This is a genomic window from Shigella flexneri 2a str. 301, assembly GCF_000006925.2.
Classification (GTDB): domain Bacteria; phylum Pseudomonadota; class Gammaproteobacteria; order Enterobacterales; family Enterobacteriaceae; genus ECMA0423.
Window position 1 is genome coordinate 2,933,016 of the sequence record NC_004337.2, and the last position, 22,868, is coordinate 2,955,883.

General features: G+C 49.5%; 18 protein-coding genes, 2 pseudogenes and 2 other annotated features. Of the genes and pseudogenes, 7 read left to right on the forward strand and 13 right to left on the reverse strand.

The genetic code is table 11. The features are described 5' to 3' along the window. Positions 1-15: 15 nt before the first annotated feature. Together ygeD and aas are read right to left on the reverse strand one after the other, a co-directional pair. Positions 16-1,206, reverse strand: a complete 1,191-nt coding sequence (gene ygeD, locus SF2845; RefSeq protein NP_708624.1) for a lysophospholipid transporter LplT — start codon at positions 1,204-1,206, stop codon at positions 16-18. Next, the gene (gene aas, locus SF2846; RefSeq protein NP_708625.1) at positions 1,199-3,358 is read right to left on the reverse strand and encodes a bifunctional acyl-[acyl carrier protein] synthetase/2-acylglycerophosphoethanolamine acyltransferase; all 2,160 of its coding nucleotides are present in this window, start codon (positions 3,356-3,358) and stop codon (positions 1,199-1,201) included. The genes ygeD and aas overlap by 8 nt, the downstream gene beginning before the upstream one ends. A gap of 585 nt (positions 3,359-3,943) precedes the next feature. On the opposite strand from aas, the gene galR reads away from it, so the two are divergent. After that, entirely contained in the window at positions 3,944-4,975 is a 1,032-nt protein-coding gene (gene galR / locus SF2847; RefSeq protein NP_708626.1) for a DNA-binding transcriptional regulator GalR, read from the forward strand. 6 nt (positions 4,976-4,981) lie between these two features. Here the strand turns inward: galR and lysA are convergent, their stop codons facing one another. Then, positions 4,982-6,244: a diaminopimelate decarboxylase gene (gene lysA / locus SF2848; protein NP_708627.1), complete on the reverse strand. Its 1,263-nt coding sequence runs from the start codon at positions 6,242-6,244 to the stop codon at positions 4,982-4,984. Between the two features lie 121 nt (positions 6,245-6,365). Between lysA and lysR the strand changes: the two genes are divergently transcribed. Next, positions 6,366-7,301: a LysR family transcriptional regulator gene (gene lysR / locus SF2849; RefSeq protein ID NP_708628.1), complete on the forward strand. Its 936-nt coding sequence runs from the start codon at positions 6,366-6,368 to the stop codon at positions 7,299-7,301. Here lysR and ygeA read toward each other — a convergent pair. From ygeA to yqeF, 5 genes are all read right to left on the reverse strand, one after another. Beyond that, positions 7,288-7,980: a racemase gene (gene ygeA, locus SF2850; RefSeq protein NP_708629.1), complete on the reverse strand. Its 693-nt coding sequence runs from the start codon at positions 7,978-7,980 to the stop codon at positions 7,288-7,290. The two genes, lysR and ygeA, sit on opposite strands and share 14 nt — an antisense overlap. A gap of 128 nt (positions 7,981-8,108) precedes the next feature. Next, the gene (gene araE / locus SF2851; protein NP_708630.2) at positions 8,109-9,527 is read right to left on the reverse strand and encodes a low-affinity L-arabinose transport system proton symport protein; all 1,419 of its coding nucleotides are present in this window, start codon (positions 9,525-9,527) and stop codon (positions 8,109-8,111) included. Positions 9,528-9,841: 314 nt separating this feature from the next. Continuing rightward, positions 9,842-10,603: a 2-deoxy-D-gluconate 3-dehydrogenase gene (gene kduD / locus SF2852; RefSeq protein ID NP_708631.1), complete on the reverse strand. Its 762-nt coding sequence runs from the start codon at positions 10,601-10,603 to the stop codon at positions 9,842-9,844. A 29-nt stretch (positions 10,604-10,632) separates the two neighbouring features. Then, entirely contained in the window at positions 10,633-11,469 is an 837-nt protein-coding gene (kduI, locus tag SF2853; RefSeq protein ID NP_708632.1) for a 5-keto-4-deoxyuronate isomerase, read from the reverse strand. A 286-nt stretch (positions 11,470-11,755) separates the two neighbouring features. Beyond that, positions 11,756-12,937 carry an acyltransferase gene (yqeF, locus tag SF2854; RefSeq protein NP_708633.2) on the reverse strand — a complete coding sequence of 394 codons (1,182 nt, stop codon included), beginning with the start codon at positions 12,935-12,937 and terminating at the stop codon, positions 11,756-11,758. Between the two features lie 254 nt (positions 12,938-13,191). On the opposite strand from yqeF, the pseudogene SF2855 reads away from it, so the two are divergent. From SF2855 to SF2857, 3 genes and pseudogenes are all read left to right on the forward strand, one after another. Further along, a pseudogene (locus tag SF2855) lies at positions 13,192-14,421 on the forward strand. A 569-nt stretch (positions 14,422-14,990) separates the two neighbouring features. Further along, positions 14,991-16,248 (forward strand) — a mobile genetic element. Beyond that, positions 15,047-15,355, forward strand: a complete 309-nt coding sequence (locus tag SF2856; RefSeq protein NP_708635.1) for an insertion sequence IS3 transposase InsE — start codon at positions 15,047-15,049, stop codon at positions 15,353-15,355. Its footprint overlaps the feature before it by 309 nt. Beyond that, positions 15,352-16,218, forward strand: coding sequence for an insertion sequence IS3A transposase InsF (locus tag SF2857; RefSeq protein NP_708636.1), 867 nt, complete (start codon positions 15,352-15,354; stop codon positions 16,216-16,218). It lies within the feature at positions 14,991-16,248. The genes SF2856 and SF2857 overlap by 4 nt, the downstream gene beginning before the upstream one ends. Here SF2857 and SF2858 read toward each other — a convergent pair. From SF2858 to SF2861, 4 genes are all read right to left on the reverse strand, one after another. Further along, entirely contained in the window at positions 16,232-16,825 is a 594-nt protein-coding gene (locus tag SF2858) for a hypothetical protein (protein ID NP_708637.1), read from the reverse strand. A 631-nt stretch (positions 16,826-17,456) precedes the next feature. Then, complete coding sequence (locus tag SF2859) at positions 17,457-18,446, reverse strand: hypothetical protein (RefSeq protein NP_708638.1); 990 nt, start codon at positions 18,444-18,446, stop codon at positions 17,457-17,459. 83 nt (positions 18,447-18,529) lie between these two features. After that, a complete protein-coding gene (locus SF2860) occupies positions 18,530-19,021 on the reverse strand; it encodes a hypothetical protein (protein NP_708639.1) in 492 nt (163 codons plus the stop codon). Positions 19,022-19,318: 297 nt separating this feature from the next. Beyond that, positions 19,319-20,065: a hypothetical protein gene (locus SF2861; RefSeq protein ID NP_708640.1), complete on the reverse strand. Its 747-nt coding sequence runs from the start codon at positions 20,063-20,065 to the stop codon at positions 19,319-19,321. Positions 20,066-20,390: 325 nt separating this feature from the next. Then, positions 20,391-21,643: a mobile genetic element, on the forward strand. On the opposite strand from SF2861, the gene SF2862 reads away from it, so the two are divergent. Together SF2862 and SF2864 are read left to right on the forward strand one after the other, a co-directional pair. Beyond that, positions 20,427-20,765 (forward strand): insertion sequence element IS911 transposase InsN, encoded by a 339-nt coding sequence (locus tag SF2862; protein NP_708641.1) that lies wholly within the window; start codon positions 20,427-20,429, stop codon positions 20,763-20,765. (Overlaps the previous feature by 339 nt.) Next, a pseudogene (locus SF2864) lies at positions 21,058-21,635 on the forward strand. It lies within the feature at positions 20,391-21,643. Before the next feature lie 796 nt (positions 21,644-22,439). On the opposite strand, the gene SF2865 reads toward SF2864, so the two are convergent. Next, complete coding sequence (locus tag SF2865) at positions 22,440-22,772, reverse strand: hypothetical protein (protein NP_708644.2); 333 nt, start codon at positions 22,770-22,772, stop codon at positions 22,440-22,442. Positions 22,773-22,868: the final 96 nt, after the last annotated feature.

The following is a 22,868-nucleotide window of genomic DNA, read 5'->3' on the forward strand; positions in this document are numbered from 1 at the left end:
AACCGGCGTTAAATATTAATGACGGCGCTGCCAGATCCACAGCGCCGTTATTGCCAGCGCAAATAGCGCACCGAAGCCAATGCCAATGGGCACGACCGGGATGCCTACCATTACCGCCAGCGAGTAAATGCCCAGCATCAACAACATGGCGCTGTTTTCGCCAAGGTTTTGTACTGCAATCGCATTCCCCGCCCCGACGCTTTTTTTACCCCGCTCCTGTAGCAACGCATTGAGCGGAACGACAAAAAAGCCCCCCAGCACGCCAATCAGCATCAACAAGGCATAGGCTGGCAGCAGCTCGTGTTGCAGGGAGAAAATCGGTACCACCACGCCAATCAAAATCCCGGCTGGCATACAGCGTGACACGGTTTCCAGCGTAACCAGCTTCGCTGCCGCACCTGCGCCAACCACGATACCAATCGCTACCATCGCGTTGAGATAGGTCGGCGTAGCGTTATCGGTAATGCCCAGCGCCACCGGTACCCACAGCACCAACAGGAAACGCAGCGTGACACCCGCTCCCCAGAATAAACTGGTGCCCACCAGCGAAAAACGCGTTTCACCATTGCACCATAGCGAGGTGCAGGCATTCAGGAAACTGCGGGTCATGTTGATGAGATTCCAGGACTGCCCCGGACGCGCCGCCAGTTTGGGAATGTAGATATTGGCAACGACCGCACCACCGTAGGCCAGTGCGCATGCGGCCAGAGCGACCAGGACATGCCAGTCAGCCAGCACACCACCGGCTACGGAACCGAGTAAAATCGCCGCTATGGCAGAAGCTTCCATTAAACCGTTAGCTTTTACTAACTTACTACCCGTGGTTAATTCGCCGAGAATACCGTATTTCGCCGGTGAATAGGCTGCAGCACCAACACCCACCAGCGTATAGCCGAGAAACGGATTGATACCAAAGCAGATACTGGCTGCGCCCAGCAGCTTCAGGCCGTTGGCAAACATCATCACCCGGCCTTTGGCGAAGCTATCCGCCACCTGCCCGACAAACGGCGCCAAAAGAATGTAAGCACCTACAAACACCATTTGCAGGATGGGCTGGCTCCACTCCGGATAGAACTGCGCTTTCAGTAACGCCAGAGTGGCAAACAGTAGCGCGTTATCGCCAAACGCAGAGAGAAACTGCGCCACGATAACCGCTTTCATCCCCTTCGACCACAACGAAGTGTTAGTGTGCACTGACTCACTCATCGTGTTGTTCCGCTTCGTCTACCCAGCTTTTCAACGTGACAAAGTCAGGTTTGCCGCTGCCAAGTAATGGCATCTGTTTCAGATAGCGAATATCGCGCGGTACAGCAAGCTCCGGCACGCCGTGCTCGCGGGCATACTGTTGCAACTTATCGCGCGTCAGTTCGTTATCTGTGGTGAAAAGCACCAGTGCCTCGCCTTTGCTGGCATCGCTCTTAATCGCAGTGGCATGGACTTTATCTGGCGAAACACCAAGTGCCAGTTGTTCCACCATTTCCAGCGACACCATTTCGCCTGCAATTTTGGCAAAGCGTTTTGCGCGGCCCTGAATCTGCACAAAGCCCTGCTCGTCAAAACGCACAATATCGCCAGTGTCATACCAGCCGCGCTCCATTTCGCCGCGAACATTCTCGGCGGTGGGCACTTCCAGTACACCTGGCTTCTCCACCCGCAGATAGCCGTTCATTATGTTCGGCCCTTTCAGTTGCAGGCGTCCGCCCTCTTCGATACCAGGGACCGACAACAGGCGTGCATCCATTCCTGGTAGAATACGCCCTACCGTACCGGGTTTCGCCGCCATCGGTACGTTGATAGAAACGACAGGCGCGCATTCGGTCACACCGTAGCCTTCAAGGATGCGCAGGCCAAATTTATCCTGCCAAAGCTGTTTGGTACTTTCTTGTAGTTTTTCTGCGCCTGCCACCACATAGCGTAGACGATAGAAGTCATACGGGTTGGCGAAACGCGCGTAGTGACCGAGGAAAGTCGAGGTACCGAACAACACGGTGCAACTGCGGTCATACACCAAGTCCGGCACAATGCGGTAATGCAGCGGGCTTGGATAAAGGAACACTTCTGCACCTGTAAGCAGTGGCGTAAACAGGCCTACCGTCAGCCCAAAGGAGTGAAACAGCGGTAATGCCGACATAAAGCGATCGTTGGTGGTGAAGTCGGCAATCGTTTTAATCTGCTCGACGTTCGCCAGAATGCTTTTATGGCTATGGACGACGCCTTTTGGATGGCCTTCAGAACCGGAGGTAAAGAGGATCAGCGCCTCTTCTTCCGGCTGCTGTTTTACCTGCGCCAGGCGCGGCATCAGCAAATGAGCGAAGATCCATACTTTGTCGGCAGTGGTGACATCTGCTTTTAAATCTTCCAGATAGACCCAGCGCACCTGAGTAAGTTGCTCCGGCAGATGCCAGAGTTTGCCTTTATCGAGAAACTGGCGGGAAGTGAAGATGGTTTTGATTTCAGCCGCCGTAATAGCACTGGTCAGCCCTTTTACCCCGGCAGTGTAGTTCATCATTGCGGGAATGCGGCGACGCGCGATGGCCCCAAAAATCACTGCCGCACTGATGCCTGCATTGGGCAGCATTAAGCCGATGCGTTCGCCTTCAACACTGTATTTTTCAAGGATGCGTCCAACAAACAGCGTTTTCGTAAGCAATTTGCGATAGGAGTCTGGGGTAAAGTTGACGTCTTCGACACATTTCTTCCCGGCTCCGAAGCGGTACATTGCACTCAGTAAAGATTCGTACAGAGTTTCACGCGGGCGCACCGCCATACGCGCTTCCATCATTATTTGATGCAGCATTTCGCCAGCGATTTTGCGACGGTCACGGGCACGCGGCGCATCCGGCATCGCCACCTGCGTTGGAGGCAAAATATGCAGAGTAATTTGCGGGAACAAGCGACGTTTAACCAGACCTTTCAGGCGGCTGAAGTGCGTAAGTTCCGCCCCTTCAATACGCACAGGAATAACCGTTGCACCAGACTTCGCCGCGACAAAACCCGCGCCATCGTAGATTTTCATCAGCGAGCCTGTAGTGGTGATGCGTCCTTCAGGGAAAATCACCACTGGTCGGCCCTGTTCCACCAGACGTACCAGATGTTTAATAGCCATAGGTTGCGTCGGGTCGAGAGGAACAAAGTCGATAAATGATTTCAGCCAACGCATATACCACTGTTGGCTTATTGAGGTGTAAACGGCAAACACTGGACGCACAGGTAAAAACAGTCCAAGCAAAATGCCATCAATAAAAGAGACGTGATTAGGCGTAATTAGTACGCGCTCGCCCTTCAGTGCCTGGGTGTCACCCGTAACGCGAACGCGATACAAAACACGGCACAAATTTCGAAAAAAGCTAAAAAGCATTCCAACTCCCTTTGCTCTGATTCAGTAAAAGCGAATGGAGGGAGATTACACGAGATAAAGAACGCGAGCGACAGTAAATTAGGTGCGAAAAAAAACCTGCGCATCCGCGCAGGTTGGTGCAAGAGACAGGGTACGAAGAGCGTACCGAATAATCTCACCAATCAATACCTCTGGGATCTTGATTGTGGTCTGCACGACGACTCTTCGCCAGCGAGAAAACGCAAAGGAATGAAGGGAAATGCAACGAGGTGTGTAAATTGTCGGTTACTGTTACAGATTGATGACCGGCAAAAAAAAACCTGCGCATCTGCGCAGGCTGGTGTAATTCATGTGCTCAACACGAAGTTGACTTCACCTATCAATACCTCTGGGATCACCACTTTAGCAACCTGAAGCCAAACGCCACCAGCGGTCAATCGCAACAGCGTTTCGCAAAGTGTAACCAAAGGTTTGCAATCTCTTTTTTTGTCTTACTTATTTGCGTTTGGCTCACATTCCCACGATGAAAACACGCCACCCCTTGAACCAACGGGCGTTTTCCGTAACACTGAAACAATGTAAGCGTTTACCCACTAAGGTATTTTCATGGCGACCATAAAGGATGTAGCCCGACTGGCAGGCGTTTCAGTCGCCACCGTTTCCCGCGTCATTAATAATTCACCCAAAGCCAGCGAAGCTTCCCGGCTGGCTGTGCATAGTGCAATGGAGTCTCTTAGCTATCACCCGAACGCCAACGCCCGTGCGCTGGCGCAGCAGACCACTGAAACGGTCGGTCTGATCGTTGGTGATGTTTCCGATCCGTTTTTCGGTGCAATGGTGAAAGCGGTCGAACAGGTGGCTTATCACACCGGTAATTTCTTATTGATTGGCAACGGTTACCACAACGAACAAAAAGAGCGTCAGGCTATTGAGCAACTGATCCGCCATCGCTGTGCTGCGTTGGTCGTCCATGCCAAAATGATCCCAGATGCCGATTTAGCCTCATTAATGAAACAAATGCCCGGTATGGTGCTGATCAACCGTATCCTGCCTGGCTTTGAAAACCGTTGTATTGCTCTTGACGATCGTTACGGTGCCTGGCTGGCAACGCGTCATTTAATTCAGCAAGGTCATACCCGCATTGGTTATCTGTGCTCTAACCACTCTATTTCTGACGCCGAAGATCGTCTGCAAGGGTATTACGATGCCCTTGCTGAAAGTGGTATTCCGGCCAATGATCGGCTGGTGACATTTGGCGAACCAGACGAAAGCGGCGGCGAACAGGCAATGACCGAGCTTTTGGGACGAGGAAGAAATTTCACTGCGGTAGCCTGTTATAACGATTCAATGGCGGCGGGCGCGATGGGCGTTCTCAATGATAATGGTATTGATGTACCGGGTGAGATTTCGTTAATTGGCTTTGATGATGTGCTGGTGTCACGCTATGTGCGTCCGCGCCTGACCACCGTGCGTTACCCAATCGTAACGATGGCGACCCAGGCTGCCGAACTGGCTTTGGCACTGGCGGATAATCGCCCTCTCCCGGAAATTACTAATGTATTTAGTCCGACGCTGGTACGTCGTCATTCAGTGTCAACTCCGTCGCTGGAGGCAAGTCATCATGCAACCAGCGACTAACCGCAGTTAAAGCAATTCCAGCGCCAGTAATTCTTCGATGGTCTGGCGACGGCGAATCAACCGCGCCTGACCATTATCAAACAGAACTTCTGGTAACAGCGGACGGCTATTGTAGTTGGATGACATTGATGCGCCATATGCCCCTGTATCATGCAGTACCAGATAATCACCTGCCTTCACTTCCGGCAAGGCGCGGGTTTCAACATTTCCCCCTTCCTGCTGGGTAAAGACATCGCCCGATTCACATAACGGCCCGGCGACGACGGTTTCCACCGTTGGCGCGTGTTCCAGAGAACGACCATCAGCTGCCAGGGCACTGATATGGTGGTAACTACCGTACATTGCCGGGCGCATCAGATCGTTGAACCCGGCATCAACCAGCACAAAGTGGCGGCTACCCATTTGTTTGACGCTCCGCACCTGAGTAATTAATACGCCAGACTGCGCTACCAGGAAGCGACCCGGTTCAATTTCCAGTTTCACAGGGTGGCCCAAATGGCGAGCGATTTGCTCACGCGCGGCATTCCACAGACCATAATAATGTTCGGTATCAACCGCCTCTTCACCCTGTTGATAAGGAATAGAAAGCCCACCGCCCGCAGAAATAGCCTGTAAATCCTGACCGAATTCGATAACCTGACGCACCATAGCACCACACACCTGCTCCAGATGGGCATAATCAACGCCAGAACCAATGTGCATGTGAATGCCGACTAGCTGCAGATGATGACGTTGTATCACGTCCAGTGCGGCGGGCAGATCGGTGTACCAGATACCGTGCTTGCTGTTTTCGCCACCGGTATTGGTTTTTTGGCTATGTCCGTGACCAAACCCCGGATTAACGCGCAGCCATACCCGATGCCCTGGCGAAACCTGGCCCAGTTGGTCGAGCGTATCAACAGAACCCGCATTCACCGGAATTTGCAATTCACTGACGCGTTCAAGCGTCGCCTGATCGATAACATCTGCCGTAAAAACAATATCATCGGGGTGCGTTTGCGGATTGTAACCCGCCGCCAACGCACGCTCTATTTCGCCTAACGAGACGGAATCCACTTTCACGCCCTGCTCACGCATTAAGCGCAAAATATGAATATTGGAACAGGCTTTCTGTGCAAAGCGCACCACTTCAAACTGTTTCAGCGCTGCAATCTGCCGACGAATAATTTGCGCATCGTAGACCCACACCGGGCAGCCAAATTCAGCGGGCAAACGCAGCAGATTTTCGGCGGTGAGATCGGTATCGGTGCTGAACAGTGAATGTGGCATAACAAACTCCAGATGAGTGCTTTTTTATGATTACGCCACATCATAAAAAGAATAAAAAATATCGATTTATGTCGAGTCTATGCAAAAATGATATGGATTACCGGATTGCGAGAGAGCGCTAATGGCCGCCGTTAACTTACGTCATATTGAAATTTTTCATGCGGTAATGACCGCCGGAAGCCTGACTGAGGCAGCACACCTGCTACACACCTCACAGCCAACCGTCAGCCGCGAACTGGCGCGCTTTGAGAAGGTGATCGGGCTGAAATTGTTTGAGCGCGTACGTGGACGATTACATCCTACCGTGCAAGGACTGCGTCTGTTTGAAGAAGTGCAACGATCCTGGTACGGACTGGATCGCATTGTCAGCGCCGCAGAAAGTCTGCGCGAGTTTCGCCAGGGAGAACTGTCTATTGCCTGCCTGCCGGTCTTTTCGCAATCTTTTTTACCGCAGCTCCTGCAACCCTTTCTGGCACGTTATCCCGATGTCAGCTTAAATATCGTGCCCCAGGAATCACCGCTACTTGAAGAGTGGCTCTCGGCCCAGCGTCATGATTTAGGACTCACTGAGACACTCCATACGCCTACGGGAACAGAACGTACCGAATTACTCTCTTTAGATGAAGTGTGTGTGTTACCTCCGGGTCATCCGCTGGCGGTAAAAAAGGTATTAACGCCGGATGATTTTCAGGGTGAGAATTACATCAGCCTTTCCCGTACTGACAGCTATCGCCAGTTGCTGGATCAGCTATTTACTGAACATCAGGTTAAACGACGCATGATCGTAGAAACCCACAGCGCCGCGTCAGTCTGCGCAATGGTACGGGCGGGGGTAGGTATTTCGGTGGTTAACCCGCTCACCGCACTAGATTATGCGGCAAGCGGTTTAGTGGTGCGGCGGTTCAGTATTGCGGTTCCGTTCACCGTCAGCCTGATCCGCCCCCTGCACCGCCCGTCATCAGCGCTGGTTCAGGCGTTTAGTGGGCATTTACAAGCGGGGTTACCGAAACTGGTCACTTCTCTTGACGCTATTTTGTCGTCAGCTACGACAGCATAAAAGCGACAGCATCCTCGGCATGGATCGCCGCGGTATCAAACACAGGCAAAACACTGCGCTCTTCTGGCACCAGTAAACCAATTTCTGTGCAGCCAAAAATGACGCCCTGTGCGCCCTGTTCTGCAAGGCGAGCAATCACTTGCGCATAATAAGCGCGTGACGCTTCGGTAAATTGCCCCAGACACAGTTCTTCAAAAATAATCTGATTAATTTTCGCCCGTTCATCCGCTTCAGGAATAAGACAATTGATGGAAAATTGTTCCGTCAGCCGCCCGCGATAAAAATCCTGTTCCATGGTGTAACGCGTACCCAGCAGCGCCACACGAGTCATTCCGGCCCCGGTAATTGCACGTCCGGTGGCATCCGCAATGTGTAAGAAAGGCAGAGTGCAACGTGACTCAATGGCATCCGCCACTTTATGCATCGTATTGGTACATAACACAATACCTTCTGCGCCCGCCCGCTGTAAGCCAAGCGCCGCCTCAGCCAGAATGTCCCCGGTTTTATCCCATTCCCCGCGACGCTGGCACTCTTCTATTTCATGAAAATCGACGCTATGTAGCAGCATTTGCGCAGAGTGAAGCCCACCAAGCCGCTGTTTAATGCCTTCATTTATCAGACGATAGTAAGGAATGGTGGATTCCCAGCTCATTCCTCCCAGCAAACCAATTGTTTTCATTCCTCTCTCCTGATGTGTGTTACCGCAACAAGGCTGAATAAGGAACGAGACAAACGCCTCAACGGCCAGGTGCCCAATCTCTATTAACGAAAAAAGGGCCGGATGTACAGCACATCCGGCCCGTGAAATCAGACGCCGATATTTCTCAACTTCTCGCCTGCCATCAGTTTGCGTTCGATATGTTCCAGCGTGACATTTTTGGTTTCCGGAATGAGCCAGAAAGTAATACCCACAAACGCAATGTTCAGCGCAGTGTAGAGCCAGAACGTACCGGCAGCGCCAATGCTATCAAGCAGTGTCAGGAAGGCCGCGCCGATAATCATATTCGACACCCAGTTTGTCGTCGTCGAACAGGTAATACCGAAATCGCGGCATTTCAGCGGCTGAATTTCAGAGCACAGGATCCACACCACTGGCGCGGCGCTCATCGCATAACCGGCAATACACATCATCGTCATGCCAACAGAGAGCCAGGACAAGCCACTGGAAGCCGTACCGTTATCAAACTGCATCAGGCAATAGCCCAGCACCAGAGTGCCTAACGCCATCACGCTGAAACCAATTTTCAGAGCCGGTTTACGACCTGCTTTATCTACCGTAAAGACCGCAATGAAGGTCGCGAACATAAAGGTCAGTCCCACGACCAGAGTCGCAATCATCTGTTGTTCTGTGGTCGTAAAGCCCGCCATTTTGAAGATACGCGGCGCGTAGTACATGATGATGTTCATACCGGTAAACTGCTGCATCGCCTGCAACAACATACCGAGAAACACAGCACGACGGACGTTACGGTTGATCTTAAACAGTGCCCAACCGCCCTGTTTTAACTTCAGGCTTTCACGAATTTCGTTGAGTTCTTCTCGCGCTTTTTCCGACGTATCGCGCAGCATACGCAACACTTCTTCCGCCTCAATATGACGCCCCTTTTCCGCCAGCCAGCGCGGGCTATTTGGCAGGAAGACCACCAGAATAATCAGCAGAACTGCTGGTAAAGCAAGAACCCCCAACATTGCGCGCCAGTTACCGCTATAACTGAACGCTGTATCGGATAAAAACGCCAGCACGATGCCGAGTGTGACCATCAACTGGTACATACTGATCATCTTACCGCGAACGTTTTCACTTGCCATTTCAGAAAGATACAGAGGAGCGGTGTAAGACGCGATCCCGACAGCAATGCCCAGCACCACACGAGCGGCGATTAACATCTCTACGCTGGTCGCAAAAGCGGACCCTATAGAACCGAGTACAAACAGGATGGCCCCCGCCATCAGGCTGTATTTACGCCCCAGGCGGAACGACAGCCAACCATTAAACAGCGCACCAATTGCTGCGCCGAGCATCATGCTACTAACCACCCATTCCTGCAAACGACTGGTCAGCACAAAGTGATCGGTAATGAACGGCAACGCTCCGGCGATTACGCCGATATCAAGACCAAATAACAATCCTGCGACCGCAGCAGCTACCGAAACAAACATATTCATACGCCGCGTATCACGCAAAGAACGTGGCGTTAAAGCAGATTCCGTATTGATAGTAACCATTTTTTCCTGCCAGCAGAGAGTAAGACATTGTGAAAAAATACGTGAACAATTCACACAGGTGTCAGGTCGGAAACAGCATAAATATGGATTAAATTGCTGCGACATGCCGTTATGTGATGGATATTCCAATTTTAAAATTAAGTTGAATTATTGAGATTATTATTAACCTCCTAATTTTAAAGCAGATAAAATTCATAAAGTTCATTAATTGATAATTGATATGGATTATTTCATAACCATGATATGGATTATGATGATCTAGAGATATAAAAAACCCTGCCATGCGGCAGGGTCATAAAAGTAAGAGGAATGAATTAACGCGCCAGCCAACCGCCATCCACAGCAATGGTATAACCATTTACATAATCTGAAGCGCTGGAGGCAAGAAACACTACCGGCCCCATCAGGTCACTCGGCAGTCCCCAACGGCCAGCTGGAATGCGATCGAGAATTTCCGCGCTACGTTGTTCATCTGCCCGCAGTTGTTGGGTATTGTTGGTCGCCATGTAACCCGGAGCTATCGCATTAACATTAATGTTGTGTTTAGCCCATTCGTTTGCCATCAATCGCGTCACACCCATCACGCCGCTTTTTGATGCGGTATAAGAAGGCACACGGATCCCGCCCTGGAAGGAGAGCATTGACGCGATATTGATAATCTTGCCGCCATTGCCTTGCGCGATAAAGTGTTTCGCCGCTGCCTGAGACATGAAGAATACGCTCTTGATATTCAGGTTCATGACATCGTCCCAGTCTTTTTCGCTGAACTCGAGAGCGTCTTCGCGGCGAATCAATCCGGCGTTATTCACCAGGATATCAATATGACCAAATTCAGCTACCGCGCGATCCAGCAGTCCAGGAATGCCATCAATCTTTCGCAGATCGGCGGTCAGGCTTAAAAAACGACGCCCCAGCGCCGTGACCTGCTCGATGGTTTCAGTCGGTTCAACGATGTTAATGCCAACAATGTCACAGCCCGCTTGCGCCAGCCCCAACGCCATCCCCTGGCCCAGCCCAGTATCACAACCAGTGACGACCGCAACTTTACCTTGGAGAGAAAATGCACTTAAAATCATAACAACACCTTATTCGTTTATGCCCACAACTAGCGCAAATCTTTAACGCCCACATGGTCCATATCATTAAAGACCTGGTTTTCACCGACCATGCCCCAGATAAAGGTATAAGCTTTGGTTCCGACGCCGGAATGGATCGACCAGCTCGGGGAGATCACCGCCTGCTCGTTATGCATCACAATGTGACGCGTTTCTTGCGGCTGCCCCATCATGTGGAAAACGCAGGCGTCATCATCCATATTGAAATAGAAATAAACTTCCATCCGGCGCTCGTGGGTGTGACACGGCATGGTGTTCCACAAGTTACCTGGAGCCAGCTCCGTCAGCCCCATACTCAATTGACAGGTTTCCAGTACATCCGGGACAAAATATTTGTTAATCGTGCGACGGTTACTGGTGAGGTTATCGCCTAACGTGACTGGAGATACTTCGTCCGGTGTGACTTTTTTGGTGGGATACGTCGTATGCGCGGGTGCGCAATTGTAATAAAACTTCGCCGGAGTGGCGGTATCAATACTGGCAAAGACAACTTCTTTTGCACCTTTACCAACATACAGGGCGTCGCGGTGACCGATTTCATAGCATTGACCATCGACAGTAATCGTACCGGCACCGCCAATATTGATAACACCTAACTCGCGACGTTCAAGGAAATAGCTTACGCCGAGTTGTTTACCAACTTCCCCGCCAACGGAAACCGTTTTAGTTATCGGCATAATGCCGCCAACAATAATTCGGTCAATGTGGCTGTAAACCATGGTGTACTCATCGGCGACAAATACCTTTTCAACCAAAAATTCATTGCGCAGCCCTTGGGTATCCAGCGTTTTTGCGTGCGCACCGTGGATGCTCTGTCTTACGTCCACATCAACCTCCGATAATCAGTGAAGCGTGAAAATAGAAAACGATAGTGAAACACTGTTTCGTTTTCTCTATAAAGGGATGATATGCCCATGGGCTAGGGTTTTCAATTAAAAATAAAACAATGTTTTATTTTTAATTTAAGGATTAAAAAAAGTGCAGTGTCGATCACGAATATGTCATGAGAATGGAAAAATGAGGGAGCCCAGAAAATGTATGTCGACTTGCCAGCCATCATTATTCAACAGATTAATGACGGCAGATATTTATCGGTAAGGAGGAAATGCAGAGCTACTCGTCACGTTCAATGGTCAATGCCACGCCCTGGCCCCCGCCGATACAAAGCGTTGCCAGCCCTTTGCGGGCATTACGTTTCACCATTTCATGAACCAGAGAAACCAGGATTCGGCAACCGGAAGCGCCTATCGGGTGACCGAGTGCGATCGCGCCACCATTGACATTGACCCGACGCTCATCCCACTCAAGCATCTTGCCAACCGAAAGCGCCTGTGCAGCAAACGCTTCATTAGCCTCGATAAGATCGACATCAGCCAACTGCCAGCCTACACGCTCCAGGCAACGGCGGGTCGCATACACCGGCGCAATTCCCATCAATGCCGGATCTACACCAACGCTGGCAAATGCGCGGATGCGGGCCAGCACGGGTAAATTCAACGCTCGTGCTTTGGCTTCGCTCATCATCATTACCGCAGCTGCGCCATCGTTTATGGATGATGCATTCCCCGCGGTCACAGAACCGAGACTATCAAATGAAGGATTTAAACGGGCTAAACCTTCTGCACTGGCGTCAGTGCGTGGCTGTTCATCGGTATCAACAACCAACGTCTGACCGTTACTTTGGATCATTACCGGGACGATCTCATCTTTAAATCGTCCGGCGTCAATCGCCGCTCGCGCTTTTTGTTGCGAGCTAAGTGCGTAAGCATCCTGCAACTGACGGCTGATGCCATATTCGCGAGCCAGATTTTCGGCGGTGACACCAATATGATAATCATTGAAGGCATCCCACAACCCATCATGCACCAGACTGTCAACCAACTGGCTATTGCCAAGCTGTTCACCGGTGCGGCTATCAGTCAGAACATGTGGTGCGCGGCTCATGTTTTCCTGGCCACCTGCGATGACAATATCAGCCTCGCCACACTGTATCGCCTGAGTAGCCAGATGCAGTGCTTTAAGACCGGAACCGCAAACGTCATTAATCGTGATTGCAGAAACGCTGTTAGGAAGACCACCTTTAATAGCCGATTGCCTTGCCGGATTCTGCCCTGCCCCTGCAGTCAACACCTGACCAAGAATTACTTCATCCACCGCATATGCAGGAACGCCGGTACGTTCTATTAACGCTTTCACGACCAGACTACCAAGTTCCACGGCGGAATGACCCGCTAACGCACCACGAAAGCAGCCGATAGGTGTCCGTAACGCCCCGACAATCACAACGTCTTTCATCACAACCTCGCACCAATTAACAGTGCAATAGTAAATGATTGTTAATTACAGTTATCTTAATTGTTTAAAAAAAGTGATTTTTATCACAAAGGAAATATGCCTGAGCAGTAGTCAGAGTCATAACTGGCACGTAAGGTTTGCAACCACTAACCCACCAATAGATGGGTAGATAGGGCGTTAATCTCCCATACTTAACTTGGTTTATGGTAAATTGCCCTCCATTTTGTTTAATTTGTAGATGATACGTTCAGATAATGTCTAATATTTGGTCTAAAGAAGAAACTCTGTGAAGTTTCGCGCTCTATGGCACAGCCGTTGATGCAGGCACGCTATTCCTTCCTATTCAGTTAGGTTCGGCAGGGGCTGTGGTCCTGTTTATTACTGCTCTGGTCGCCTGGCCTTTAACATATTGGCCACATAAAGCCTTATGCCAGTTCATCCTCTCATCAAAAACATCAGCAGGTGAAGGGATAACGGGCGCGGTAACACACTACTATGGCAAGAAGATTGGTAATCTGATTACCACGCTGTACTTCATCGCCTTTTTTGTCGTCGTGTTGATATATGCAGTGGCAATTACCAACTCACTTACGGAACAGCTGGCAAAGCATATGGTTATTGATCTTCGCATCCGTATGTTGGTGAGTCTGGGTGTTGTATTAATTCTGAATCTCATTTTTCTGATGGGACGTCATGCCACTATTCGGGTAATGGGATTTTTGGTATTCCCATTGATTGCCTATTTCTTATTTCTTTCCATTTACCTTGTCGGTAGTTGGCAACCTGATCTATTAACAACCCAGGTAGAGTTCAATCAGAATACCCTTCACCAGATATGGATATCGATTCCCGTGATGGTTTTCGCCTTTAGCCATACGCCCATTATTTCTACGTTTGCCATAGACAGACGTGAAAAATATGGCGAACACGCTATGGATAAATGCAAAAAAATTATGAAAGTCGCTTATCTCATCATCTGCATAAGTGTACTGTTCTTTGTCTTTAGCTGCCTGCTTTCTATTCCATCTTCGTATATTGAAGCGGCTAAAGAAGAAGGGGTCACCATTTTATCGGCGCTTTCTATGCTGCCGAACGCCCCAGCATGGTTGTCAATTTCCGGGATTATTGTCGCAGTAGTTGCGATGTCGAAATCATTCCTGGGTACGTACTTTGGCGTTATTGAAGGTGCCACAGAGGTCGTCAAAACAACACTACAGCAGGTTGGTGTAAAGAAAAGTCGTGCATTTAACCACGCACTATCAATTATGTTGGTATCGCTGATTACCTTCATTGTTTGTTGCATTAACCCGAACGCGATTTCGATGATTTACGCGATCAGCGGCCCGCTCATTGCCATGATACTTTTCATCATGCCTACGCTGTCAACGTATCTCATCCCGGCGCTTAAACCCTGGCGTTCCATCGGAAATCTGATTACGCTGATCGTGGGTATCCTGTGCGTATCGGTAATGTTCTTTAGCTAATATCCGTTGTGGATGGTTCAAAATTGCTACAATTTTGAACCATTCCATTTTTCATAATATTCATTTGTTATTATTCCGCCCTATCACTTCTCTCGTCATATCCTAGAATTATCAGTTAGTTAAACACACAAAGAGATCTGAACATCTTAAATAAGACTATTTAAGATGCATAACTTAGATTCGCAAGATATCTTCTGGTCATTCAAAAACAATTTGCGATATAGATATTCTCATACCATGAGATAGTTATCTGGACCACGTTCGACCATGCAAGATTAAATCAGTGAAACATAATCATATTTAATAACGAGAAATGCATTTTTAAATATCTTAATCAGAATTATAGCAAATACAGATTAATCGCAATTTTTCCCAGCAAAATTACAAAATCAAGGTGTATTGACATCATCAATCACCAATGAAATTATGCAATTATATACGGATAGGGAGGTTCTTAACATGGGGCTTTGTAGTCGTTATAAAAGTCTTACATGCAATAGTTGCTCAATGCATTGCCAAATAATGCCAGAAGAGTCACCGCGTTTGCAGTACTGCGCAAACTCGTGTTTTGATCTTACCCAGCAATAGTGGACACGCGGCTAAGTGAGTAAACTCTCAGTCAGAGGTGACTCACATGACAAAAACAGTATCAACCAGTAAAAAACCCCGTAAACAGCATTCGCCTGAATTTCGCAGTGAAGCCCTGAAGCTTGCTGAACGCATCGGTGTTACTGCCGCAGCCCGTGAACTCAGCCTGTATGAATCACAGCTCTACAACTGGCGCAGTAAACAGCAAAATCAGCAGACGTCTTCTGAACGTGAACTGGAGATGTCTACCGAGATTGCACGTCTCAAACGCCAGCTGGCAGAACGGGATGAAGAGCTGGCTATCCTCCAAAAGGCCGCGACATACTTCGCGAAGCGCCTGAAATGAAGTATGTCTTTATTGAAAAACATCAGGCTGAGTTCAGCATCAAAGCAATGTGCCGCGTGCTCCGGGTGGCCCGCAGCGGCTGGTATACGTGGTGTCAGCGGCGGACAAGGATAAGCACGCGTCAGCAGTTCCGCCAACACTGCGACAGCGTTGTCCTCGCGGCTTTTACCCGGTCAAAACAGCGTTACGGTGCCCCACGCCTGACGGATGAACTGCGTGCTCAGGGTTACCCCTTTAACGTAAAAACCGTGGCGGCAAGCCTGCGCCGTCAGGGACTGAGGGCAAAGGCCTCCCGGAAGTTCAGCCCGGTCAGCTACCGCGCACACGGCCTGCCTGTGTCAGAAAATCTGTTGGAGCAGGATTTTTACGCCAGTGGCCCGAACCAGAAGTGGGCAGGAGACATCACGTACTTACGTACAGATGAAGGCTGGCTGTATCTGGCAGTGGTCATTGACCTGTGGTCACGTGCCGTTATTGGCTGGTCAATGTCGCCACGCATGACGGCGCAACTGCCCTGCGATGCCCTGCAGATGGCGCTGTGGCGGCGTAAGAGGCCCCGGAACGTTATCGTTCACACGGACCGTGGAGGCCAGTACTGTTCAGCAGATTATCAGGCGCAACTGAAGCGGCATAATCTGCGTGGAAGTATGAGCGCAAAAGGTTGCTGCTACGATAATGCCTGCGTGGAAAGCTTCTTTCATTCGCTGAAAGTGGAATGTATCCATGGAGAACACTTTATCAGCCGGGAAATAATGCGGGCAACGGTGTTTAATTATATCGAATGTGATTACAATCGGTGGCGGCGGCACAGTTGGTGTGGCGGCCTCAGTCCGGAACAATTTGAAAACCAGAACCTCGCTTAGGCCTGTGTCCATATTACGTGGGTAGGATCAGAATTCCATCCAGTCGTTTTGGGTTGCTAATGATGTCCTGCATCCGCTTAATCTGGTCGGGCGTAGACATATAACCCCACAGGGTGAGCAGAACCTTTTTTGCGGCTACACTATTTCCTTGGTCTGATACTAATGCCATATAGCCCCATAAACTATCCCTCAGCCAGACAGCATCATAGTGGGTTTCTGCCGCTGTTTTGTCATCTTCGAAAGTAGAAGCAAGAATAAACGTTCCCCAGGGTTTCTCCGTCAACGTTAACTTTCGTGTGTTTTCTGTTAATGTTAGCAATCCTTGAGTTTCGTCTTTGGTATAGTGACTCTTTATTTCATTTTTTAATTTGGCTGAGTGAATCAGAAGACGATAATTAGGATACTTATCTGGATTTAACGATAAATAACTTTTATCTGTTGCTGCCCCCCTGGAATTAAGAATGTTAAATACAGATTCGCTTGTCACTTCTGCCTCTGTCGCCTGGCATGTGCCGCACGAAAATATACCAGCGAGCAGAAGAGTTAATGCAGATTTCCCTTTCATAAAATAATCCATCAATCGTTTGTTAAAAGCGTAGATAACCACTTATTCAACAACTTGAAAATAAGGTATTTTACCTGAGTTGTTACAAAAGGATTGCATTGCGTAAACGCTTTTTATTTACAAAAAAATGGGGAAGTGTTACAGCGATTGCGAAAAGCCTGAAGTGATTGAATTAAGATAATATAGAAAATCAGATACAGCAAAAATGGCAGATTGATCAGGTGAAGATAAATTGGAGCGGGCGAAGGGAGCCTACGACAAATCGAAGACAACCAGCTAACCTATTGTTTCTTAAAGACAGGTGAATCCAGTTGGTTGTAGTGATAGTCACACATTTAGAGATAGAAGGTCAAGACTTGAAGCACGTAATATTCCCTCTAAAGGAATAGAACTCACGGTCTGACTACCCGGCCCTTTTGGTCTGGCTCAGGTCAGGCTATGGGGGCTTTTGGCTCGCTCTTTATATTAGATGAGGTCTCACATTTTTCAGTCAAAACTCATCGTCTAATAGCCCATAGCCAGACCACCAGTCCCAGCTTTAGCAGGAAGACCACGAGATAGACTTTGTGTAGGTCCATTTGGCCCTCCTACTTTCTGTATTCACAAACTAGATTACTAGTACAAAATAAAGGCCAGACATCCAGTTCGGAAGTCTGACCAATAGTCGTTATTGTTAGTTAGCTTCTTTAGTGAAGCTCAGGCGTTTGACTACAGGCAGGACAGCAGTAGCCGAGCCAGTACCCATCTTGATGGTCGTAGCAGCTTCAGCTACAACAAACACCTTGCCGAGAATCTCAAGGTCGTGAGACTGGGAGTCTCCATCACGTGAAAGGACCACAGTAATGCTCTCGCCATCGTGACGGAAGCAACCGAAGCTCAGAGCCGTAAAACGCTTAGCCATCATGAACACGCCACGGTCTTCACCGTTGTAATAGGCGACGTCAGTCCCCAGCATATCGACGATAGCGTCTTCACCACCGAAGCCCTGCTTAGCAGCCAGACGGGAGAGAGCCTTGAGGTGTGACTCATGGGCGATAATGCCGTAGTCAGAAACCTCAGAACCGAAAGAAGACTCCGTGTTCTCGTACAGGGCATCCATGATAGCGTCAGCCTTAGCGGTCAGGCTACCAGTCAGGGCCGGAAGTTCTACGGTCTTCAGCAGCTTTGAGGACTCCAGCACGTCAACCATCTTAGAGTTAATGGTACGAATCACGTTATCGCAGATGTTCAGTGCGTCCTGCTGGAGCGTCCCCTGAGTGAAACCAGTGGTCGACTTCTGGTCCCAAAGCTTTGTTTGGTGAGACACGAGGATCGCCTGTTCAATCGGCTCAACGGTGATTTCAGTGCCAGACGGAGCGGTCACAACTTCAGGTCGCTTACCACCACGGACAGGGACCAGCACAGAGCGGTCAGCCAGAGTGTGAGCAATGATTGGAGTCGGTAAGCTGTTACGGGTCGGCAGGACTTCTACAGGGAACGGGATGTTATCTTGAGCGTCTTTAAGTACACCGTTCAGCATAGCCTTAACAGTCTTAGCTAACTGGAGGGCATAGACCTGAGGGTCGGCGTTAGTCGGCAGACCTTCATTGACCTGAATGTTGTCGGTATCGGTGATGCGTACTGGCTCAATGCCAAACTGGAAAGCGTTTTTAGTCATATTCATTATAATTAATCTCCTTGAGTCAAATACTTGAAGTCCCTAACAGGCAGTCAGGGACCGTGTGTTCTCAGATGAGGGACGCTTGCTTACAAGCTGTCCATCCAGTTACCGCCTGACTCAAGGTCAGCGACGATAGCGGCACGTGAGCGACCAGCGGAATGAGTAGCGCTGCGGAGGTTTTCACCATAGGTCCGGCGTTCAGCTTTGACCTGTTCGCGGCGCTGTAGCTCTTTTTGCCATTCGTCTTCGGTCATGAACATTTCGCGGGTACGCTCTTTCTGAGACGCTAGCTCTTTAGCGATACGCTCAGCTTCAGCTCGTTTGTTCATCTGGCGGCGTTGGTAGGCGGTCATCAGGTCATTACTGAAGAAGTTACCAATGGTCACGCCAGCTTCAGCCAGAGCTTCCAGTAACTCCATCGCCTCGCGGCTGGTGGACGGTAAGCCTGACAGGTAGCCCGGAATGAGGGTCTTGATAGCGAGCGACAACGGATAGGACTGACCGTCCAGACTCACAGTGTTTTCATAAAGGTTGATGTCGGTGACTGACAGCTTCCAGTTGTTGTTGTTGAACATCATAGGTAATTCTCCTCTTGAGAGTTGAGACTATCGGTATCGCAGGCACAGTAAGGCCTACGGGTCTCCCCGCATCGGTCATCTCAAAAGGTGTTTAAATTAGGTATTGAGTAGGTGAGCTACTAACGGTTAAGCGGCAGTTTCATAGCGACCAGTTGGGCTATTAGCTCGTCTCGGGATTGGTGCTGGCGGGTCTCATCTTCCGGGTCTAGACCAAGCTCTCTGAGGAGGACTTCAGTCCGGTAGCCACGGTAACGGAGAGTCATGCGCCCCTCAGGTGTGCGCGGGTCAATCATCATCTTAGATTCCCTCCACCTTACCGGATTGTGCCAGCTTCAGGAGGTGCTCTTGCTTCTGCTGGTCGGTGCCAGTGAATGCAATAAGGATGCCTCGCATCTTGTCAACCATCTCAGGCTTACCGAAGACCTCCAGCCCCTTAGCGTTGAACCGGAAGTTATACCCACCTGCTGAGAACTTCTGGTCTGACGGCTTAATGATACGAAAGCAGTCGGAATACTTCGGATTTACAGACCACTCGTTACTGATTGGGTTCTTACGAAAGAGGCCACGATGCTGGAGAAGTGCGGTCATTAGCTTCTGAGCGGGCAGACCATAGGTTTTGCAGTAGTCGCCCCAAGTCACGCCTCGGCGGTTAGCGGACTGAATGGCTGCTCGCTTCTTCTGGTCTTCCAGTTGAAGGACTCGACGCTCTAACGTCTGAATATGGTCGTAACACTTGGCGCGGAGGTGAACGGAATAGCCAGCGACCAGAATGAAAGTATGCTTACGGTCGAGACGATACATTGTTCGGCTCTCACCTTTCGCGTCCTTGTATACTTCCTCGCCAACGAGCCCAAATTTGGACCCGTTAAGCTCGCTGCTCAAAGTTGAGCAGTGCTCAGTTTTGGCCCCGTTAAGCTCTTCGACCATATTACGAATATCTCGTAAAACGTGTTTATGTTCTTTTCCTGTCAGCTCAGCAATTTCAACTGAGGTCATGGACACAAGCTGGTCGAGGTTAATGATGCTGATTTCTTGTTGGGACATTTACGTGTACTCCTTTTGTTTGCACCCTGAAGTCGCACCCCACTGACCTACTCAAGCCCCCACGTAAAGGGAGACCAGCAGGCAACAGGACGCAAACAGAATGACTTGAGGTAATTGGGGTTAGTGGTCTGCGATGACCATAGAGATGAAGGTTCGACAGCATGTCCGAGCGTGTGTGGTGATAGACTTAAGTCACGAGACCAAAGAACACACAGGCTGACCAGAGGCTGTCTTGCCTTAGGCTGGTGGCTAGCTTGCTAGCGTGGACCACGGTTTCTCGCTTGCCGTCTCTCAGGAGGTCAGAGGCGAGATATGGTCCCTATAGTGAAGTGGCACACTGAATTTGGCCACCTGAACAGAGGTGATATGCTCACCTCAGAACAACACAGGTGCTCCAATGAAAAAAAGAAATTTTAGCGCAGAGTTTAAACGCGAATCCGCTCAACTGGTTGTTGACCAGAAATACACGGTGGCAGATGCCGCCAAAGCTATGGATGTTGGCCTTTCCACAATGACAAGATGGGTCAAACAACTGCGTGATGAGCGTCAGGGCAAAACACCAAAAGCCTCCCCCATTACCCCGGAACAAATTGAAATCCGTGAGCTCAGGAAAAAGCTACAACGCATTGAAATGGAGAATGAAATATTAAAAAAGGCTACCGCGCTCTTGATGTCAGACTCCCTGAACAGTTCTCGATAATCGGGAAACTCAGAGCGCATTATCCTGTGGTCACACTCTGCCATGTGTTCGGGGTTCATCGCAGCAGCTACAGATACTGGAAAAACCGTCCTGAAAAACCAGACGGCAGACGGGCTGTATTACGCAGTCAGGTACTTGAGCTACATGGCATCAGCCACGGTTCGGCCGGAGCAAGAAGCATCGCCACAATGGCAACCCGGAGAGGCTACCAGATGGGACGCTGGCTCGGTGGCAAGCTCATGAAAGAGCTGGGGCTGGTCAGCATGACAGAAGGCTACTCACCGGAATAAACGTGGTGGCCATGAACATGTTGCTATCCCTAACGTACCTTGGAAGGCAGCTCGCCGTGACCTGAGCCAAATCACGTGTGGTGCTGGTGATGCGACCTATATCTGGACGGGTAAGCGCTGGCCGTACCTAGCCGATGCTCTCTACCTGAACACCTGAAAACCACCGGGCTGGGCCATGTCGTTCTCGCCGGACAGCAGGCTCACCATGAAAGCGCTGGAAATGGCATGGGAAACCCGTGGTAAGCCCGGCGGGGTGATGTTCCACAGCGATCAGGGCAGTCATTATACGAGCAGGCAGTTCCGGCAGTTATTGTGGCGATACCAGATCAGACAGAGTATGAGCCGGCGCGGAAACTGCTGGGATAACAGCCCAATGGAACGCTTCTTCAGGAGTCTGAAGAACGAATGGATGCCGGTGGTGGGTTACGTAAGCTTCAGCGAGGCAGCTCACGCCATAACGGACTATATCGTTGGATATTACAGCGCACTAAGACCGCACGAATATAACGGTGGGTTACCCCCAAACGAATCGGAAAATCGATACTGGAAAAACTCTAACTCGGTGGCCAGTTTTTGTTGACCACTTCATAGTGATAGTTTAGTCAAACAGGAATGAACTTCGGAGAACTTGACGCGAAAGTGTTCAGTACTTCCAGTAAGACCCGAAGCATGGAGACCACATCATAGCGACCATAATTTTACTTCGGGTTGGCGGGAGTGGAGGCTGGACTTAAAGTTCTTCTTATTGGAATTGTGATAACACAATCCATAACAAGATAAACTCATGGTCTCCTCCAGCCTGCTGGTCAAGACTCAAAGCTCCAACCTCAGACACCACTGATCTAACCTCTTTGAGTTTCCGCCTGTCCACAAATGGATGGCAGACCTCAGTAATGGTGTCTTGGTTCTTCAGTTATCCGCGCAGCGATTATCACAGAGCCAACTTAAAGTCGGATGTGGTCTACTGCTCCCCGCCTGTCAAAAGGGAAGATAGCTTACGTTAAAAGGAATGGTCTCAGGCCAAGGTGATTTAACACTAGGCGTCTGCGGATGGTTTCCAATCGGTCCGCTACCGGAAGCCTGAGACTTAATGAATGTGTGTATGGGTCGTGACTGCTATTAAGGTGGGGACTTAGGGTCTCTCCCCTATAGTGATAGTTAAGGGTCCATTCCTCTATAGTGAGGTGTATTATCGCTCAAGCACTGGGCCACATTGACACACCACTGACGCCAAAAGCTAACATCAGACTTCTGCGCTCGGCTGCTGGAAGGTAACCTTCAGAAGGCCTGTAACCATTATCAGAAATCTCATGGTCAATATGCTTTGCCATTTCAATGTATTTTGCAAGGCGCTCAACAGTTAATCCCCGAAATTGTTCAGAGTTTACCGCCAGGACACTTTTGCAATATCGTCTTGGTTATCCAAATGATCCGCCGAGAAATTAAAGCTCGAAGTATACGAATCGCCGTGAGCAATAGCGTCTCTTACCTCAAGACACTCTTTGATAATTTGGTAAGGTTTTGTCCCCATATAATTGTTTATACCGCACAATTTTAACGTATTCTTGTGCATTGTCTTTCTGCACTCTTTCTGCGTCTTATCGTAGCCGGGGTCAACCTGTTTTCTATAGAAGATGAACATTGCCTCAATAGCAAAAGCAGTAAATATTATACCTGTGCGGCAATGATGCTCACGTTGCCAATCTTCCGAAGCCATTCCAGCCAGCCCCAAACAAGTTTCAGCAGTATTCATACATTCATATGAAGGCTTATTTTCTTTGCTAACTAAAAATTCTTTGACCATTACGTCCTC

What these genes read in the sequence shown, in the direction of transcription:
- ygeA (NP_708629.1), bottom strand. Translation starts at nt 7,980, where the DNA reads ATGAAAACAATTGGTTTGCTGGGAGGAATGAGCTGGGAATCCACCATT.
- lysA (NP_708627.1), bottom strand. Translation starts at nt 6,244, where the DNA reads ATGCCACATTCACTGTTCAGCACCGATACCGATCTCACCGCCGAAAAT.
- galR (NP_708626.1), top strand. Translation starts at nt 3,944, where the DNA reads ATGGCGACCATAAAGGATGTAGCCCGACTGGCAGGCGTTTCAGTCGCC.
- lysR (NP_708628.1), top strand. Translation starts at nt 6,366, where the DNA reads ATGGCCGCCGTTAACTTACGTCATATTGAAATTTTTCATGCGGTAATG.
- SF2865 (NP_708644.2), bottom strand. Translation starts at nt 22,772, where the DNA reads ATGGCTTCGGAAGATTGGCAACGTGAGCATCATTGCCGCACAGGTATA.
- SF2860 (NP_708639.1), bottom strand. Translation starts at nt 19,021, where the DNA reads ATGATGTTCAACAACAACAACTGGAAGCTGTCAGTCACCGACATCAAC.
- SF2857 (NP_708636.1), top strand. Translation starts at nt 15,352, where the DNA reads ATGAAGTATGTCTTTATTGAAAAACATCAGGCTGAGTTCAGCATCAAA.
- araE (NP_708630.2), bottom strand. Translation starts at nt 9,527, where the DNA reads ATGGTTACTATCAATACGGAATCTGCTTTAACGCCACGTTCTTTGCGT.
- ygeD (NP_708624.1), bottom strand. Translation starts at nt 1,206, where the DNA reads ATGAGTGAGTCAGTGCACACTAACACTTCGTTGTGGTCGAAGGGGATG.
- kduD (NP_708631.1), bottom strand. Translation starts at nt 10,603, where the DNA reads ATGATTTTAAGTGCATTTTCTCTCCAAGGTAAAGTTGCGGTCGTCACT.
- SF2861 (NP_708640.1), bottom strand. Translation starts at nt 20,065, where the DNA reads ATGTCCCAACAAGAAATCAGCATCATTAACCTCGACCAGCTTGTGTCC.
- SF2859 (NP_708638.1), bottom strand. Translation starts at nt 18,446, where the DNA reads ATGAATATGACTAAAAACGCTTTCCAGTTTGGCATTGAGCCAGTACGC.
- aas (NP_708625.1), bottom strand. Translation starts at nt 3,358, where the DNA reads ATGCTTTTTAGCTTTTTTCGAAATTTGTGCCGTGTTTTGTATCGCGTT.
- yqeF (NP_708633.2), bottom strand. Translation starts at nt 12,937, where the DNA reads ATGAAAGACGTTGTGATTGTCGGGGCGTTACGGACACCTATCGGCTGC.